Below are 17,913 nucleotides of genomic sequence, written 5' to 3' on the forward strand. Positions count from 1 at the left end.
TTAATTATTCGAGGCGCTTTGATATAGAGTCTGTCAATAATTTTGTGTAAACTCATTTATAGTAATCTCCCCGGAGGGAGATGGCCTTAAGGTAAGTGCTGGCCGATCCGGTCCGGAAAGAAGACGGAGAGCTGCAGAAGCATCTGTCCCCAGTTTTGGACACGGCCCGTCCCTTTGCGTGTGACATCCATCGTGACGAGATAGAGCATCTTAAGTAGCGCTTCGTCGCTCGGAAAGATGCTTTTGCCTTTGGTGACTTTACGCAACTGGCGGTGATAACTCTCGATTAAGTTCGTCGTATAAATGAGCTTACGCAGCTCTGGCGGATACTTGAAGAAGGTGGCGAGCTCGTCCCAGTTACCGCGCCAAGAGCGGACGATGAGCGGATACTTGGCGCCCCAAGCTTCCTCAAACCGATCGAGTTCCAGCAGCGCCATCTCCTCGGTCGTGGCCTTGTAGATGGGCTTCAGATCGGCTGTTACTTTTTTCAGGTCTTTGTAGGAAACGTAGCACGTAGAATTGCGAATCTGGTGAATGATACACTTTTGAATTTCCGTCTTCGGATAGCAGGCCGAGATCGCCCGAGAGAAGCCGGTGAGGTTGTCGACGCAGGTGATGAGGATGTCCTGAACGCCGTGATTCTGAGGTCGTTTAGGACGCTCAGCCAGAACTTAGCGGACTCATTCTCGCCGATCCACATGCCAAGCACGTCCTTGTTTCCGTCCAGATCGATGCCGATGACCATGTAGGCAGCCTTGTTCACGATGGCGCCGTCCTGCTTGACCTTGAATTGGATCGCGTCCAGAAAGACGACAGCGTAGACACCTTGCAGCGGCCGGTTCTGCCATTCTTTGACGAGCGGAATGATCTTATTGGTGACATTGGATATGAAGGTCGGAGAGACCTCCAGACCGTACAAATTCTGAAGGTGGTTCTGGATCTCTCGCGTGCTGACACCCTTGGCATACAGCGCAATAATCTGGTCTTCAATGCCGGTCGCGTTGGACTGATTCTTCTTCACCACGAGTGGCTCGAACTCGCCCAGACGGTCTCGTGGAGCGGAAATCTCCTGATTGCCGTATTCACTCGTGACCTTTTTCTTGCTCTTGCCGTTACGGCTGCTCAGCGTCATCTTGTTCTGTACGTCATGCTTCTCGTAGCCCATGTGCGTGTCCATTTCCGCTTCCAGCATTTCCTGCAGCGTCTCGGCGAACAAATTCTTGAGCGCATTTTGCGCGTCTTGTGCTGTAACCAGGTTGTTCTCCTTAATGAAGCTCCAGAGTTGCTCTTTCGACCAATGTCCCATGTGTGCTCCCAACCTCACTATTTTTCATTTTAGTAGGTTTGAGAGTTTACACAAGCCAGCTAATATGATGTCAAGACTTTCGATTAAATTAATTTCCCTGTTAGAATCATAAAAAGGCAATAAGAAACTACCCCCAGCCCCAACTGGAGTTATGTGTAATACTGTCCTTTTTAAGGATTAAAAGGGGCGGTATGAGACCGAGTCTTTAAGTAGAGCATAAATGATGTGCAGCAATTTAATGGTACATGCGATAAGTGCAACTTGTCGTAAAATGAACGAATACGTACGTTTCTCGCTGCCCCTCTGATTCCACAAAGTACAGCCAAATATAGGGCTCTTGGTATACGGTTGGAGCCTCGCTTTGTTATGCGGTTTCGCGTCGCTGTGAATTTGCCTGACGAAAATACACTTGGATCGATGCCGGCAAACGCTACAAGCTTTTTAGCATGTTCAAACGAGGAATATCACCTATTTCCGACAGGAGCGTAGCTGCAAGTTTAGAGCTTACTCCAGGAATCGAACATAATAAATCATAGCCGGCAATGCAACTGGCTTTCGTATGAATCTCGTTTTCCAGATTTGCAAGGTGGCTCTGGTACTCCTGTAACAAATTGATCATGAGCCGCAATGCTATAGTCTGGCTTGCGTTCGAATCAATGACAAGGCTGTTCTTTGCCGCTAAGACGATCGCAGCTGCCTTACTGGATGCCCGGCCACTTGATCGGTTACAAAAGGTCATAATCGTATCCGTCATCTCTTCCGTAGTTGTGGAAAGAACTTGGCAACGGGTTCAAATGACAATGCGAAAAGGTTGCTGTGGAGTTCTTCTCCAAAAAAACCGATTTCGCCATGCGAATCGGACGAGGAACTAGCGTAAGCCAGCGCCACATCAATTATCGCCCATGCAAATGTCTAGCTGAAAATTGCTTACGAAACTTTCATGGACGAACTGTAACTTACTAGGATAATTATATGAATCTTATGACAACGTTGAGTAAGCCTCCCGAAGCGTTTATATTTTACTGAACATAGAAAAGAAACCTCGCTTACCGTTGACCGAGGTTCGCTGCGTATTGTGGGAGAAAAAAGGACATTAGTAAAGTAGGGACTTGCACCAAGCAAATGGCCGATTAACCTACTAAAACACTTTAGTTAAAACGGGTATATTAAGATTTTGTAAAATACTGGATGAGATCGCCTGAGAGAAGCCGATGAAGTTGCGGTTTAGGTCGATGCGGTTGACCATATAGGACAATGGCGCCGTCCTGCTTGAAGTTGAAGTGGATGGCATCCAGAAAGACGACCGCGTACTCGCCCTGCAGCGGCCGATTCTACCATTCCTTTATGAAGGCATAATCTTATTAATGACATTTGAAATAAAGGTCGGAGAGACCTCCAGGCTAATACTGGTCCTCGATGTCTCGCGTGTTGACGCATTTGGCGTAAAAGCGTGATAATCTGATCCTTAGTGCCGGTCTCGTTGGACTGATTCTTCTTCACGACGAGTGGCTCAGACTCGCCCATCAGAAAATCGAATAACTATATCACACAAAATTTAACGGCTTCGTTGGTTGCGAACCCGGTTTATTTAGTTATTAAGCTGTGAGCATTATAAAAAGTTAAATAGAAGTAAAAGACGGAAGCACTGTCTGATTCATACTCTTAAAAGGATTGTGTCATATTTGTGATTTCGTTTTTAAGAGGACGGTAATAAGGGTGAGAAGGTTAAACGAACGATGTTTGTGGTCTATTATGACGGCAATTGCAAGGAGTATTTCTTTAATTTCCCGGCAGGTCACGCAACTCGAAAGTTAAAACAGAAGAGTAGCGATGTTGAGTAACGTATGACGATGATTTGGTCTCTGCTTATGCCCAGCATTCTCTAAGACCTGATAACAAATTTGACTTTCCTTAACGTCAGCGGAGACTATGTACATTTGTTCATTCAATATCATCTCGTGTGAGGCTACGGCTTCCTGTACGCCGTCTAGAACGGAAACATTTTTTAAGGTCTACGACTGTCGCGATTTCTAACAATTTGGCAAAAGTGAGAATATCCCTACGCGTATTAGCAAGTAGCCTCACCGTCGCGGGTGACCCGTCACTTCATGAACGGGTCACCGGCTTAGTTTTTTCCTGCGCTACCAGCCCCCTTTTTTCGTGTGTGCTTTTTGGTAAGGAGAATGGTCGGTACGTTTGGGGGGATGTTACTTATTGAACCGAGAGCCTAATATAATCGTCCAGTATAGGTGCTTGTGGCTTTTGGAAGCATAAGTTTGTCTAGTTCATTTGGAAGCATAAGTTTGCCTAATGTACAGAAATATGAGTAAAGCTACAGGAAGAACTCGATCTGGTTCGTAGCCTTCGCCGCGCTAAAAGCGACCAGAAGGCAAGCAAGCTTGCCGTAGAGCTTCATAACTGAGCGCTTGTGTTTCATGCTTTTCGTTTTTACTGCTGACTTAATATATGATTCATCTTTCAGGATGAGGACCATGGTAGTGAATGCCTCCGGAAGTACCTGGAGTAGCGTACAACAGAGTAGCAAAAAGAGAAGCGATACCTCGCCCGCCCTGTTTCAACATGCGCTTAAGTTGCCAAATTTGACATAGTTCCTTTTGACCAGACGTGGTTTATCCTATATTGAGATCCTACAAATTAGCGAGCATTCGTGAGAAAACTATATTATACCAAGGGAGCTTAATGATGTGGCGATAGTCTAACATTTTAACGTTTGGAACACTTAGAGCATTGAATTTATAAGAGAGGGGCTACGTTGACTTCGTTTCAAGGTAAATGGAAATAAACATGCCCTCTCGACCTCCTTTTGAGAGGCGAGAGGGAGGCTTATTTACAGCACTTGTTAACCTAATTTGGAACCGCCGTACAGTAAATAATTGTACAAAGGTAGAGAGGCTTATGGCCAAGCCGTCTCATCTTAAACGATAGGATTAAAATCTAGCTACTTTCACAGTCTAGAGATTAATTGTTTTCTTTTTGGCCCAACAGAAACATACGTGATTTTAACCTTAATTTCTGATTCAATGAATTTGATGTATTCCTGGGCGGCTAATGGAAGTTCATCAAAGGAACGTGCATGTGATATGTCCTGTTTCCAACCTGGAAGAGATTTAAAATATGGTTTGGCATTCTCCAGTTTTGCGTTTACTGGAAACTTATTAGTCTTTGTTCCGTCTTCTAGTATATAGTTGGTGCAAACGATAATTTCGTCTAAGTATCCTAGAACATCAAGATTTGTTAAAGCAACTTCAGTTGCTCCTTGAACCATGCAACCATAGCGTGTCGCTACTACATCAAACCACCCTACCCTTCGAGGACGACCAGTGGTTGCACCAAACTCTCCTGCGTCTCCTCCACGTGTCCTCAGTTCAACTGCTTCGTTTCCTTCAAGTTCTGATACAAAGGGGCCACTACCAACGCAACTGGAATACGATTTAGTAACTGCCATAATTCTTGAAATTGTATATGTCGGTATTCCAGCACCAATTGGAGCAAAACCAGCCAGTGTGGAAGAGGATGTTGAGAAGGGATAAATTCCATGGTCGGGGTCGCGAAGTGCGCCAAGTTGACCTTCTAATAGGATGTTCGCATGCTTTTCTAGGGCTTCATGTAACATTATTGTCGTATCACAAATAAAAGGTAGAAGCCGTTTCCCTTGGTCTAACAGAAGAGAAACTATTTCTTCGGGATTAATTGAATTTCTTTTATAAAAGTGCTCAAGAAGAACATTTTTTGATTCAAGTGTTTGGACTATTCTATTAAACAATCTAGATTCATTATATAAATCAGCTACTTGTATGCCCAACTTTGCATATTTATCAGCATAAAAAGGAGCAATTCCTTTTTTTGTTGAGCCAAAACTGCGAATGCCTAATCGTTCTTCTTCTAGCTCATCAAACAAACGGTGAATTGGAAGGACTACTTGTGCACGGTCAGATACTCTTAAGCGAGGTTCCGGCACACCCCTCCTAAGTAACTCTTCGCGTTCTTTAAAAAAGGCATCAATATCGAGTGCCACTCCAGGGCCAATTACATTTACTACGTCTTGATGAAAAACACCAGAAGGCAACATATGAAGTGCGAATTTTCCATAGTCATTAATAATGGTATGGCCAGCGTTGCTTCCACCTTGATATCTCACAACATAAGATGATTTAGCTGAGAGGAAATCTGTCATCTTCCCCTTTCCTTCATCGCCCCAGTTGGCTCCGACGATCGCAGTAACTGTCAAATTTGATCCCTCCATAACTTGATATTTCTAACTTTGAATATTATAATTTCTGGGAATGCTATAAGTAAAATTGTTATTAATAATGACAGTCATAAAGAGAGGTAATATAGATGGAGCATAATTTAGAGTGGTATCGTGTTTTTTATTGGACTGCAAAACTTGGTGGATTAACAAACGCTGCGAAAAGGCTCAATATTACTCAACCTGCGGTTAGCCATACTCTCAAACAACTTGAAAGCAATTTAGATGTTCATTTATTTTTTCGTACGTCCAAAGGCGTTACTTTAACATCAGAAGGAGAAGTCCTTTTTACTTTTATTGAAAAGGCTATTCAACTAATTGAATTGGGGGAAAAAAGTATTTCGGGAATGAAGAATTTACTTAATGGAGAAATTAGTATTGGTGCTAGTGATACCTTGTGTAAATATTACTTGCTTCCCTTTCTAGAAAAGTTCCATTCCCAATATCCAGATATAAAAGTTCATGTCACAAATCGCACAACACCTGAAACACTTGCACTTTTAAAGGATGGTAAAATTGACTTTGGCGTTGTTAATTTGCCCGCAGAAGACCCTAAAATTACATTTCATAAAAGTGCAATTCAGCAGGAATGCCTTGTTGGAAGCCCAAAGTATGCAAGCAGAATTAAAAAAACACTACATTTGTCTGAACTTAGTCAATTTCCGCTACTTTTGCTTGAACCTGGGGGAAGTACTAGGTCATTCATAGATAATTATTCATTGGCAAATGGTGTACTTCTCAACCCCGAATTTGAGTTGGGAAGTGTCGATCTGCTTGTACAGTTTGCGTTAAGTGGCTTTGGTTTAACTATTATTGCGAAAAATTATGTGGTTGAGGAATTAATGATGGGAGGGCTTATAGAAATTCCTTTAATTCCGAAAATTCCAGAACGACATATTGGTATAGCTACACTTAATGGTTTTCCCCTATCGGCAGCTGCGAGACATTTTCTGAATTATATAATTCCTGAATCTCCTCTATAAAATGTAAATTATTTTGGATCCGTTGCTTGTTACATTTGAATACTTTGATCCCCATAAATTCGGTAAGTATAAAATTAAACACTGAATATTCAAGAAACCAATCTGGTTACATTTTCAAATTAAAGTTTATCAATTTTTAAAGATTCAATTGAGACAATACATTATTTCTAATATAATTCTGCTTATCGAGGATAAGTTACATTTACTAACAAATAAGCCCTAGATTTGAATTCGTGTAACAGGAAAAGAAAGTATGATTTCGTATAACTGGGAAAAGCATTATTAAAAGAATAGGAAGGTGTAAGATCCTGTAGATTCAAGTAGATTCATGTAGACTTATCCAAATATTAAAGTCGTAGAGTATTCTTTATTTAATACACACAAAGAGGGTAGGTTTGAATATGGAATTCGAAAAAAGAATTAAAGAACAAGTTATAAAAGTTTTAGAACAAGAAGCATTGGACAACCAAACAAATTTAGTGGAATTAGGGCTAGATTCATTAAAAACTATCCAGTTAGTTGTGAATTTAGAATCTTCGCTAGGAATCGTTTTTGAAGACTCAGATTTGTTGTTGGAGAACTTCGAAACAATTGAAAAAATTATGAGCACAATTAATAAGAAGCCGGCATAAAGATTAAAATTCTAAAATGTTTTAATAGGGAGTCCTTTATGGTTAATTCACTTGAGATTACACTTGCTGGAGTAAATGATGAATTACACACTGAATGGCTTATCAAAAGTTTTCAAAAAGATATAGAAATCGCATCAATCAGTGAAATTAATCAGCCATTAGATTCCAAAAGTTTAAAGGAGTTTTGGGCAGAAAATATTAATTCGTGTCGCTTTGTGTATGGAGACATTGTAATATGGACCCCTTACCTCCAAGTCTTAAGAGCTTTAATTGTTGAGAGTGTGATTAAAAGCAACCCTATCGGATTTGATGAAGCATTGTTATTGTCAGACAATGCATATATTACTGCATTAAATGAAATTCAACATATAAATATAGAAACTAATAAAGTAAATATTCAACTGGGCGAGAATCCGATTAGGACTAGGAAAGATAAATCTTTAAGTTTTGAAAATATCCTTGAAACACTGAAAGCAAGTTTTAAATTCGATCATTCGCTTAAATATGATAGTGTAAGTGAATTAGAAATTCAAATACAAATTAGAACTATATTAAATAATTATGATTCTAGATTCAAAATCCCTTTCGAACATGTCAACTCAATTGTTATTGTTGGTGGAAATAAGAATTCAAATTCTAGTGAGATTGCAGATTACTTTCAATCCCAGCATAGTTATATAAGATTAAATGCAGATTATTTTTGCGATAATAGAGCCGTGTCCTTCAATAAAATTGATAAACAATGTAGAAATTTTGTTTACAATTTAGAAGAGTTCATTCAATTTAATCCCTTTAGCCGAGCATATGTGATAGAAGCAACTTTAGACTCTAATACTTTCGCCTCCTTAAAAAGTTTGTTAGGCGAAATAGTTATCTTACTTGATGATAAAGACTTAAATCAAAATGTTGAAAGTCGTTGGAGCAAAGCTGACCGTCTGGCAGTAAAGTATTCAGAAAATTCAGAAATGAAAAAGATTATATCTGCTCCTGCAATAATAAATAGTCAAGCTAACGAAATTACAGAAAAAATTTTAGATTATTTCACAGAAGAGAAAGAGGCAATTAATCTTATAGCAATTGGTGGAAGTGCGGGATTAGGAAATTACCGAGCTAACTGGAGCGATATAGATGTACTTATGGTAATAAAAGATGAAAACTTTATTTCAATTGTTAGTAAACTTCCAGTAGTACTAAGTGAATTACGCAATACATCCATATCTGTTTTTACTCAAAATGAGATATATAGAATGGCCGTGCCTCCCAAAATAGCATTTATGATTAAATTGTTATCAGAGAATTATTTATCACCATTTTTTCAATCAAAAGAGTTTAAACTGCCTAGAGTTGATTTAGCTCGAGAAAGGCAATGGGCAATGGCCGAACTAATAATCGTCATAGATCGTCTTCGGCGATATTTGCAGGATAGGCCGATACGAAAACGAGCTGTTTATAAATATTGTACTTTAATATGTCGATTGATGTTACGAATCTACGGAGACGAAAAGATTGATGAAAGTGATGTACTCACAGCATTCCGTATTAATTTTAAATGTAATGCAGTTATCACCTTGGAAAAAATGGGTCCTGCAATTGAAGAAGAACACTTAGTTAAAGAGGCATTAAATCTATCTGATTGGCTTGCTAACTTTCAATAGAAAAGAGGAAACCAATTGCTCTTAGAAAGTTTCTCTTCAAATTTGCTAATTAAATTACAAAAACAATTAGATCATTCTTGTTTATGTTATGGAGAGGGTTTTCGTTATAATTCATTACTAACCCCTACAACGACAATTATTGAATCAAATACAGCTTCAAATATAGATGAAGATTTAAAGCACCTTTGGAACCTTTATAGAATTTTAAATGATTTATATATTGATTCAAGAGGCGGCAGGCAGCCCACTTGGATTACCAAACTTGTTGAACATGGTGTCACATCAACAGAACTTGAGGTTCATCAAATAATTTCTGAAGCAAGATTAGAACCTCGTATGTGTAGAATTGATTATGTAACGTTGGGAAAAGATGAACGCCAAATTGCAGAAGTGCAATGGAAAAGCGGTGGGCCAGGTTTGTTTTTTGGTATACAAAGAGAGCAGTCATTAATAATACCAAATTCATCAAATACGAGAACACTCGGAAATCTTGCGGAGGGATTTGCAGATGCTATCTTAGAATCTGGTGCGGATCCAGTTGCAATAAATGATGTGAGACATTTTTGGATGAATGGCGAAAACTATTTAAAAAATTACTATGAAAAAAAAGGAATAGCATACTTTCCTATTGAAAGATCTTCGCTTGAAACAGTTATTAGTTTAAGGAATGAAAAGGTACTGTTGAATGACGAAAATGGATCAAGGCCACTAACGTTTTTATACGGTCAAGAGTTTACAAGTACCTTAGACCACGAACTTCTTATCAAACTAGCAAGAGAAAGTATAGAAGGGAAATTATGGGTAGAGACTCCGATGAATGTTATCTACAGACAAAAATGGGGCATGTCTATTCCCTTTATGGATGAATATAAAGATTTATTTTCTAATAGGCTAAGAGAAATTATTATTCCCACAGTTCTTATCCAAGCAGAACAAATAAATTTGAAACCAATACTAAATTATCTGCCTGATTCCCTAGCGAATCATCTCGAAAGCGTTAAATCAATATATGATTTAGCAATGCTTCCTGAATCAATAAGAGGTAAGTTAATTATTAAATGTGGAGGGGGTGCTGGGGCATTTTATAATAGGAGTAGAGGGGTATTTAGACTCACTGGCTCCAAAAAATCGGCGAAGCAAATTTTGGACCTCGTTTTAAGTCAAGTACACTTAGGTGAGCCTTGGATTATTCAGCCATATGTTGATCAAACAGTTGCTGTTCCTCTCTCTCACCCCGAGAATTCTGATGACATTGAAGTGAGCCAGTGTCATGCAAGATATATGATATTTGGAAGATGCCTAAGTAAAACCCAATACAAGGTTATTGGTGGGTTGGGTAACTACTCCAAGCATTGGAAAGTTAATGGACATTCAGCTCAGTATGATAAACTTGGGCGGCTTGAGGGAAGTGCTTTTAATGAAATTCGAGTAGGTCAACCTCAAACTATAGGTGTTGAGGAGCTAATAGAAGTATGATTAATTTACATTGGTTTGTCCCAACGGCAGGAGATAGTAGATATTACGTCGGCCACTTTGATAAAAAGCTTGAACGTAAACCAGATATGGAATATTTAAAACAAGTTGTGTTAGCTGCTGAAAGTGTAGGATTTGAGGGGGTTTTGCTACCAACAGGTTTATATTGCGAAGACCCCTGGATCACTGCCTCAGTCCTTAGTCAATACACCAAAAATATAAGATTTTTAGTGGCCATCCGTCCGGATGCAACAGCGCCAATGCTTGTTGCTCATATGGCTGGAACAGCGCAAAGAATGTTTGGAGGTCGTTTGGATCTTCAAATTGTTGCCGGAGGAAAACCTGAAGAACAAATAAAGTTTGGAGATTATAAGAGTCATGATCAACGATATGAAAGAATGAGTGAATTTATCGGAATATTAAAAGAAATTTGGGCAGGTGAATCAAAGGAATTAAACGGAAAATATTATAAACTACAAGTTGCGCCAACACTACTGCCTACTCCAAATCCACTTCCCAAAATTTACATTGGTGGATCTTCTGAGAATGCAATAGAAGTATCTGCTAAGCAGGCTGATGTTCACCTGTTTTTTGGGGAACCCCCAGAAATGATTAAAGATAATGTTTATAGAATCAAACGTATGGCTGGTAATCGTGCTTATAAAGTAGGTATGAGATTAAATGTTGTGACTAGGGATTCAAGCGAAGAAGCTTGGTCGGTTGCTGATAGATATATGTCTTCAATTAACGAAGGTGAAATTAAGTTGGCTCAAACGAGACAAACTCTTTCTGAATCAATAAGTCAAAAACGAATGCGTTCTTTACATCAGGGTCGTTTTGATAAGTTGGAGGTTTCTCCTAACTTATGGGCTGGTATGGGGTTAGTTAGAGGAGGCTCAGGAACAGCATTAGTAGGAAGTCATATTGAAGTGGCTAATCGAATAATTGAATATAGTCAATTAGGGATTAATGAATTTATTTTTTCGGGTTATCCACATTTGGAGGAAGCGTTACATTTTGGAGAAGGAGTAATGCCTATTTTGCGTAAGATGGAGTTGGTACTTTAATTCCCGTACCAGAACAGTTTAAATACTGAGTAATTGGAGGGTCTGTCTTTTATGCGTGATCCTATAATAAATCTAGAAAAAGTTAGTATTTTTCAAAAAAAAAAGTTAAGAGATTTAATTCATTTTTTGGATAGTAATAACAAATACTTTCATGATTTATTTGTTAGAGAGGCGTTAGATTTGAACTCTGGAATTGAGTGTTTTTTTTCCAGAATCCCTCTAACGGACAAAAATGACATTAAAAAAAATTATGATAATTACATATCAAAAATTTCTGAAGAAACAACCTCGGAACTGACCTCAGGCACTACAGGGACACCATTAAAATGTATTAAAACGTTATCTGAAAGAGTTTTGTCTGGAACTTACATCTGGAAGGAAAGATTAAAATGGGATCCTTATGTTAACAAGGATAACTTTTTAGAACTTCTAAAAGAGGGTTTTAGAAAAATTGGTGATTTTGCGAACTTTGAGAAATCAAATCTTGTATTTTGTGTTAATAAATTACTAGACTATTCTCCAAGATGGATTAATGGAACCATAACTGTGATTGAAAGGATGGCTAAAATAATTGAAGCAGGTTTAGTAGATTATAAACCTGGATCAATTAAATTTATAGAACTAATGGGTGAGGCAGTTGATGAGGATAAGAGAATTTATATTGAACGAGTTTTCGGCTGCAAAACCATAAATCATTATGGTACAAGAGAATCTTGGGCCATTGCGTATGAATGTTCAGAAAAAAATATGCATGTATTTAATAATTTGTTTCTAATCGAAATAGTAAATCAGGGAATAATATCTGATTATCCGGATATAGGGGAAATAGTTGTAACCAGTTTATATAATAAATCTATGCCTTTAATCAGATATAAAGTTGGCGATTTCGGCAAGATAACAGAGAAATATTGTAAGTGTGGAAATAAATCATCAATAATTAATTTGGCTGGTGGACGTGTTAATAGTTTTTTAAAAGGAAATAACGATATACTAGGTGATCTGTTCTTTAAAAGAATAGTTTTTAAAGCCACAAAGAAAGACCAACAAGTAATTGATCGATATCTAGTAGAACAAACAGATATAAATAACTTTAATTTATATATTAAAAAGGGACCTAAATACAAAAACGAAACATATGATGAAATTGTCAAGTTAACATGCGAAATCTTGGGTGATAAAACAAAGCTGACTTTGTTTATAGTTGAGGATTTTCCCTCTATGACTTCAGGTAAAACAACATCCTTTGTTCGATTATGCTAATCTCATTTATTATCTTTTGAAATTAATATTATAAATGTGGTGACTTAAATGCCAGAATTTATTGAAGAAATATTAATTGATTGTGTACGAAGTATCCCGGATGAAATCGCTTTTAGTACCACAAGTGCAAAATGGAGTTACAGCAATGTGCTAGTTAATAGTTTAAAGATTGCTAATTTGCTTAAGAAATTAAAGGTCTCTAAAGAAGAAAAAATTGGTATATATTTTGATAATAATGAAGAGTTTATATTTTCAATGTTTGGTATTCTTCTTATAGGAGGCATAGTAGTACCAATACCTTTCCATTCAAAAGCACAAGAAATTAGTGCCTTAATAAAAAACTGTGACATTAAAGTTTGTCTTTGTAAAAACAAACCTGCTGAAGTTAATGGGTATTGGATTAATACTTCTACAATTGATTTCTATAATACGGATATAAATCTAGTTTTAAAAGACAAAGATTATACAGCCAAAAGTTCTGATGCTGCATTTTTTTTATCCACTTCTGGAAGTACTGGCACTCCCAAGGTAATCATGTTATCACATCAGAATATTATATCTAATACTATAGCACATTCAATTCAAGTTGCTTTTAAGAGAAACGACTTATTCCTAATTACCATGCCATTACACTTTAGTTCTACAATTACTACACAAATACTTTCATGTATATATTTAAAAGTACCTTTCTTATTAGTGAGTGTGCCAATGTTACCTAAAGTATTTTTTAATATTGCTGAGAGTTTTAATGTCAGTTGTTTGGCTGCCGTACCAACTTTTTTATCGGTTCTTGTTCGAGATAATCTCAATTCGGTTTTTTTTAACAAAGTCCATACTTTAATCATAAGTGGCTCCGCTATTCAGAACAATATGATGGAGAAAATCAAATTGCTATTCCCGAATGTTGATGTTCTTCATACATATGGTCTTACCGAAGCTTCTCCTCGTGTAACCATAATGAAACGAGGAGAAGAAAAGATATCATGTGGATTTCCAGTCCCAGGAGTTGATGTTGAAATAGTAGATAAGAGTGGCTCAACATTAATTAACAATTCAATCGGAGAAATAAAAGTAAAGGGAAAAAATATAATGCTAGGGTATTACAAAAACGAATATCTTACAAATACTAATATTGTAAACGGTTGGCTATTGACTGGTGATCTAGGGTATTTTGATTCGGATGGAAGATTGTTTGTTGTGGGTAGAATTAAAAACTTAATTTTGACAGGCGGTATAAACGTTTATCCCGAGGAGGTTGAAGAGTTCTTTTATGGAATTAATGGAATTGAAGAAGCCTTAGTGCTAGGAGAACCCGATGAAATAATGGGTGAAATAATTACTGCTCACTTAGTAATCAACGACCAAATAACTTTAAATGAAATTAAAAATATTACATTTAGAGCTTTATCAAATTATAAAAACCCGCGAAAATGGTATCTTCATGATAGCTTGCCAAAAACTCTAACGGGAAAAATAAAACGAAATCAATTTAATTAATGGATCCAAGAGAATGTATTTAATCAAATTTACGCTTTTAAGCCGTCAAATTGAAATAGAGGGGGCAAACAATTATTAAAGGAAAAAGCTTTATAAAGCACCCTAGATGGAGAGGAAACTATAAAGCATATTTGTGGGTCCTATTTTATTTAAAGCCCTATTCTAAGTTGGTAGCGGGTTTTATTATTCTAAGCTTATTCGTAATCGGAGTTGAATTATCGATTACAAAGTTTATACAACACTTAATTGATGTATTACTACCAAAAGGAACAGTTAATTCATTTAGTATATTACTAAGTATTATGTCTAGTTTAATCGCGTTGATGGTTGCCGCTACACTCTTAAGAAATAAATTGCAACGAATTGTTCAAGAAAAGGCTGCCCGAGATATGCAACTCTCTTTATTTACTCATATGAGAAAATTGGGATTTTCTTATTATGATCAACACCCAGTGGGAGAAACCTTATCTTTGTTTAATTCAGAATTAACAGCTGTGCAGCAAATTTACCAAAAGTATTTTCCAGGAATGATTGTTACAGGAGTGGCGTTTATAATTTCAGTAGCATTAATGATTTCTATTCATGTTACTTTGAGTTTGGCAGTAATTCCTTGTCTATTATCCTATTACATAATAGGTCCTTTTTTTGAAAAAAGAGCAGCTCAGTTGAGAAAAACAGTTCAGGGGTTTCGTACTTCATTTCAGAAAAAAATATATGATTCAATTTCTGCATTGTTAGAAATAAGAGTATACGGAAGTAGTGACTGGGATTCGTCACAAACTCTCGCGAGGCAAAGGCAAATGCATAATAGCGTCAATAAACTGCATTTAATGAGTTATAGTAGGGGAATGATTCGAAGAGTTATCGTTCAATTAGGAGCCGTAATAGTTTTTGCCTATGGCTCATTTTTATTACGTCATGATGAAATAAGTACAGGTGCAATGGTCGCCTTTATGTTTTTCTACTTTCGAATGATTCAAGACATGACAAGTTTTGTTACTTTAACTTCTGAACAACAAGTTCTTATGAATCAAGCTGAAAGACTGTTTGAATTTATGAGTGAGCGACCAACTATAAAGGATAATAAGTCGCCAATCAATGTTAATATTAAAGGAGAATTATTGTTTCAAAAAGTTTCGTTTCATTATCCAAGTCAATCAAGTTTGATTTCTAATTTTAATTTAGAAATATGTGCCGGTGAGAAAATCGCATTTGTCGGAGCAAGTGGGTGCGGGAAATCTACTTTGTTAAAACTTGTTGGGCGCTTTTATGATCCATTAGAGGGAGAAATTAAATTAGATGGGATTCCCCTCAATGAATTATCGCTCAATACCATTCGAGAAGCGATGGGATTTGTATTTCAGGAGACATATTTGTTTGGTGGAACCATTCGTGACAATATTCGTTTTGGTTCTCCGAATGCCACTGATGAAGAGATTGAAGCTGCAGCGATTGCTGCCTTTGCTCATCAATTTATTTTAGATTTGCCACAACAATATGATACCATTGTGGGCGAACGTGGAATGCGGCTATCAGGTGGACAGCGGCAACGCTTGTCAATTGCTAGAATGTTTATTAAAAATCCTCGAATAGTATTACTAGATGAAGCAACTTCTGCTTTAGACAACAAGAGTGAGTTTGAAGTTCATCTTGCGTTAAATCGACTTTTTGAAGGACGAACTACTTTAGCCGTTGCACATAGGTTAACATCGATTGAAAAATTTGATAGAATCGTGGTTTTAGATCGACAAGGTATTTTAGAACAGGGTACCTTTGATCAACTTCTAAAAAATCAGGGCCCCTTCTACCAACTCGTTCATGGCAGGAGGGAAATCTTTTAATGAGTAATTTCCGTTGGATTATAGCTAATGCTAAAAAAGTTAAAATACACTTGATCTTTTTTTTCTTTTTATTAATTGTGGAAATGGCAACTAAAATAGGAGTAGTAGGGATTCAAAAGTTCATAGTAGATGATTTATTTGTAAAAGGAAAATATCATTTGTTACTTCCATTGTTATCAGGACTTATGCTAATAGCTATTATTTCCAATTTGTATCAACTTTTTGCTGCCTTGATGCGCAATCAAGCAGCATTTACACTTCAACAAATAATGCTGAAGGATATTCTTAAGTTATTGCATCGTATGTCTGTTAAACAATTTCGTAAACATAGAACGGGCAAATATGTAACTAATTTAACTTCGGATCTGGATCAAACTACGATGTTGATTGCTAATACGCTGCCTCTTGGAATAATGCAAATATGTGAAGCTATAATCTTATCGATAATCATAGGTTCTGCGAGTCCAGTTTTATTAGTATCGGTTATGGGGGTGAGTTTAGTTTATTTAGCAATTGGAAAGTTTCTTGCTCCTAAACTAAAAAGTTTAAACAACCAAGTGGCTAATAGCAATACTGCGTTGCTAATCACAGTCGAAGAAGGTATTTCGTCCTCTAGAGAGGTAATAGCTTTCAACCGTCAGGATTGGGAGAATAAACGAATACGTAAATATATGAGTGAGCATTTTAATAACATTATGGAACAATTAAAAATAACCAATAAACAAGCATTCTATTCACTGATAATGCTTTGGAGTATTCAATTGTTTGTTTTAGGTTATGGTGGATATCTAGTATTTCAAAAAGATCTATCGATTGGTTGGTTGGTTATTATATTTCAGTTCTCTTCCCAACTTATGAACTCTTACGAGAAAGTATATAGTTTTTTTGTTGGGTTTGTTGGTAATATGGCATTTGTTGAGCGCGTGCGGGAAGTAACGGAAGAGGAAAAAACTAATTGTGTTGAATTAATAAGTAAGCCAATTAGAAGCCTTTCTTTTCATAAAGTTACATTTCGATACGATTCTAATGAAGATCCAGTAATAAGAGATATGGATCTAAACATTCCCGTAGGAAAAAAGGTTGCTTTAGTAGGAATGAGCGGAAGTGGCAAATCTACAATAGCGCAATTATTAATAAGATTTTACGAACCGGATTCTGGATTTATTGCAGTAAATAATAAACCCCTTTCACAAGTTTCCATAGACCAATGGTCTAAACAAGTCACTTTTGTCTCTCAAGACTCTTTTTTATTTCCAGATTCCATTCGGAATAATTTATTATTGGGACGTGAGATAAGTGAAACTCATATGATTGAAATTTGCAAAAGGTTAGAAATTCACGAGTTTATTGAATCTTTATCCCTCGGATACGATACTGATGTAGGTGAACGGGGAGTTCAATTATCCGGTGGACAAAGACAACTTATAGCATTAGCTCGTGCATTGTTAGTTGAAACTGAAATTATGATTCTAGATGAGTCTACCTCTTCTCTTGATCTTGAGACTGAAAGGCATATTTTTAATGAGTTAGATAAACTGAGAAAAGGAAAGACAACAATCGTAATTGCGCATAGACTATCTACAATAAAAAATGCAGATATTGTGTATGTAATCAGTGATGGTCGCATAATTGAATGTGGAGATCATAATGAGTTGATTACGAAAGATGGAGTTTATTCTCAGCTCGTTAAAAGGTTTGGCAATTCTATTCCTACTGCAGATTTTCATAAGATAGAAATGCTTGAGCCGTTATGACTGACTCAAATCCGATAAAATGAGCTTAAGAAAATGCATTTAGAATGCAATGAAAGTGCTTTACTGGTAGAAGTCGAAAAGGATATGTATAGGAGGAAGGTTGAATTTAGAATGATAGTAGAATACCAAATATCGTCTGTGGAAAATTCACCACTTACTGCCGACATACTCTCCG

At 36.9% G+C, this 17,913-nt stretch carries 9 protein-coding genes and 4 pseudogenes; 9 read left to right on the forward strand and 4 right to left on the reverse strand.

The features are described 5' to 3' along the window. Positions 1-86: 86 nt before the first annotated feature. From ACFSR7_RS01885 to ACFSR7_RS01900, 4 genes and pseudogenes are all read right to left on the reverse strand, one after another. Positions 87-1,306, reverse strand: a pseudogene (locus ACFSR7_RS01885) (IS256 family transposase). Positions 1,307-1,476: 170 nt separating this feature from the next. Then, positions 1,477-1,752: pseudogene (locus ACFSR7_RS01890) on the reverse strand (transposase); the annotation flags it as partial. Positions 1,753-2,556: 804 nt separating this feature from the next. Further along, positions 2,557-2,827, reverse strand: a pseudogene (locus ACFSR7_RS01895) (transposase); the annotation flags it as partial. A gap of 1,444 nt (positions 2,828-4,271) precedes the next feature. Next, a complete protein-coding gene (locus ACFSR7_RS01900; RefSeq protein ID WP_378158678.1) occupies positions 4,272-5,555 on the reverse strand; it encodes an adenylosuccinate synthase in 1,284 nt (427 codons plus the stop codon). 110 nt (positions 5,556-5,665) lie between these two features. Between ACFSR7_RS01900 and ACFSR7_RS01905 the strand changes: the two genes are divergently transcribed. The 9 genes and pseudogenes from ACFSR7_RS01905 (at position 5,666) to ACFSR7_RS01945 (ending at position 17,738) form a co-directional block, all read left to right on the forward strand. Further along, positions 5,666-6,559, forward strand: a complete 894-nt coding sequence (locus ACFSR7_RS01905) for a LysR family transcriptional regulator (protein ID WP_378158679.1) — start codon at positions 5,666-5,668, stop codon at positions 6,557-6,559. A gap of 401 nt (positions 6,560-6,960) precedes the next feature. Beyond that, the gene (locus ACFSR7_RS01910; RefSeq protein WP_378158680.1) at positions 6,961-7,191 is read left to right on the forward strand and encodes an acyl carrier protein; all 231 of its coding nucleotides are present in this window, start codon (positions 6,961-6,963) and stop codon (positions 7,189-7,191) included. 38 nt (positions 7,192-7,229) lie between these two features. After that, complete coding sequence (locus tag ACFSR7_RS01915) at positions 7,230-8,846, forward strand: nucleotidyltransferase domain-containing protein (RefSeq protein ID WP_378158682.1); 1,617 nt, start codon at positions 7,230-7,232, stop codon at positions 8,844-8,846. A gap of 15 nt (positions 8,847-8,861) precedes the next feature. Beyond that, a complete protein-coding gene (locus ACFSR7_RS01920; protein WP_378158683.1) occupies positions 8,862-10,322 on the forward strand; it encodes a hypothetical protein in 1,461 nt (486 codons plus the stop codon). Further along, a pseudogene (locus tag ACFSR7_RS01925) lies at positions 10,319-11,362 on the forward strand (LLM class flavin-dependent oxidoreductase); the annotation flags it as partial. The gene ACFSR7_RS01920 and the pseudogene ACFSR7_RS01925, both read left to right, overlap by 4 nt. A gap of 75 nt (positions 11,363-11,437) precedes the next feature. Further along, positions 11,438-12,646 (forward strand): phenylacetate--CoA ligase family protein, encoded by a 1,209-nt coding sequence (locus tag ACFSR7_RS01930; RefSeq protein ID WP_378158685.1) that lies wholly within the window; start codon positions 11,438-11,440, stop codon positions 12,644-12,646. A 48-nt stretch (positions 12,647-12,694) separates the two neighbouring features. Next, a complete protein-coding gene (locus ACFSR7_RS01935) occupies positions 12,695-14,143 on the forward strand; it encodes a class I adenylate-forming enzyme family protein (RefSeq protein ID WP_378158686.1) in 1,449 nt (482 codons plus the stop codon). A 167-nt stretch (positions 14,144-14,310) separates the two neighbouring features. After that, positions 14,311-15,984, forward strand: coding sequence for an ABC transporter ATP-binding protein (locus ACFSR7_RS01940; RefSeq protein WP_378158687.1), 1,674 nt, complete (start codon positions 14,311-14,313; stop codon positions 15,982-15,984). Next, positions 15,984-17,738: an ABC transporter ATP-binding protein gene (locus tag ACFSR7_RS01945; RefSeq protein ID WP_378158688.1), complete on the forward strand. Its 1,755-nt coding sequence runs from the start codon at positions 15,984-15,986 to the stop codon at positions 17,736-17,738. The genes ACFSR7_RS01940 and ACFSR7_RS01945 overlap by 1 nt, the downstream gene beginning before the upstream one ends. Positions 17,739-17,913: the final 175 nt, after the last annotated feature.

It is taken from the genome of Cohnella sp. GCM10020058 (assembly GCF_042683485.1).
Lineage (GTDB): Bacteria > Bacillota > Bacilli > Paenibacillales > Paenibacillaceae > Cohnella.

Excerpts from the sequence above, each read along its gene's own strand:
- ACFSR7_RS01905 (WP_378158679.1), top strand. The coding sequence starts at position 5,666 with ATGGAGCATAATTTAGAGTGGTATCGTGTTTTTTATTGGACTGCAAAA.
- ACFSR7_RS01910 (WP_378158680.1), top strand. The coding sequence starts at position 6,961 with ATGGAATTCGAAAAAAGAATTAAAGAACAAGTTATAAAAGTTTTAGAA.
- ACFSR7_RS01915 (WP_378158682.1), top strand. The coding sequence starts at position 7,230 with ATGGTTAATTCACTTGAGATTACACTTGCTGGAGTAAATGATGAATTA.
- ACFSR7_RS01930 (WP_378158685.1), top strand. The coding sequence starts at position 11,438 with ATGCGTGATCCTATAATAAATCTAGAAAAAGTTAGTATTTTTCAAAAA.
- ACFSR7_RS01935 (WP_378158686.1), top strand. The coding sequence starts at position 12,695 with ATGCCAGAATTTATTGAAGAAATATTAATTGATTGTGTACGAAGTATC.
- ACFSR7_RS01945 (WP_378158688.1), top strand. The coding sequence starts at position 15,984 with ATGAGTAATTTCCGTTGGATTATAGCTAATGCTAAAAAAGTTAAAATA.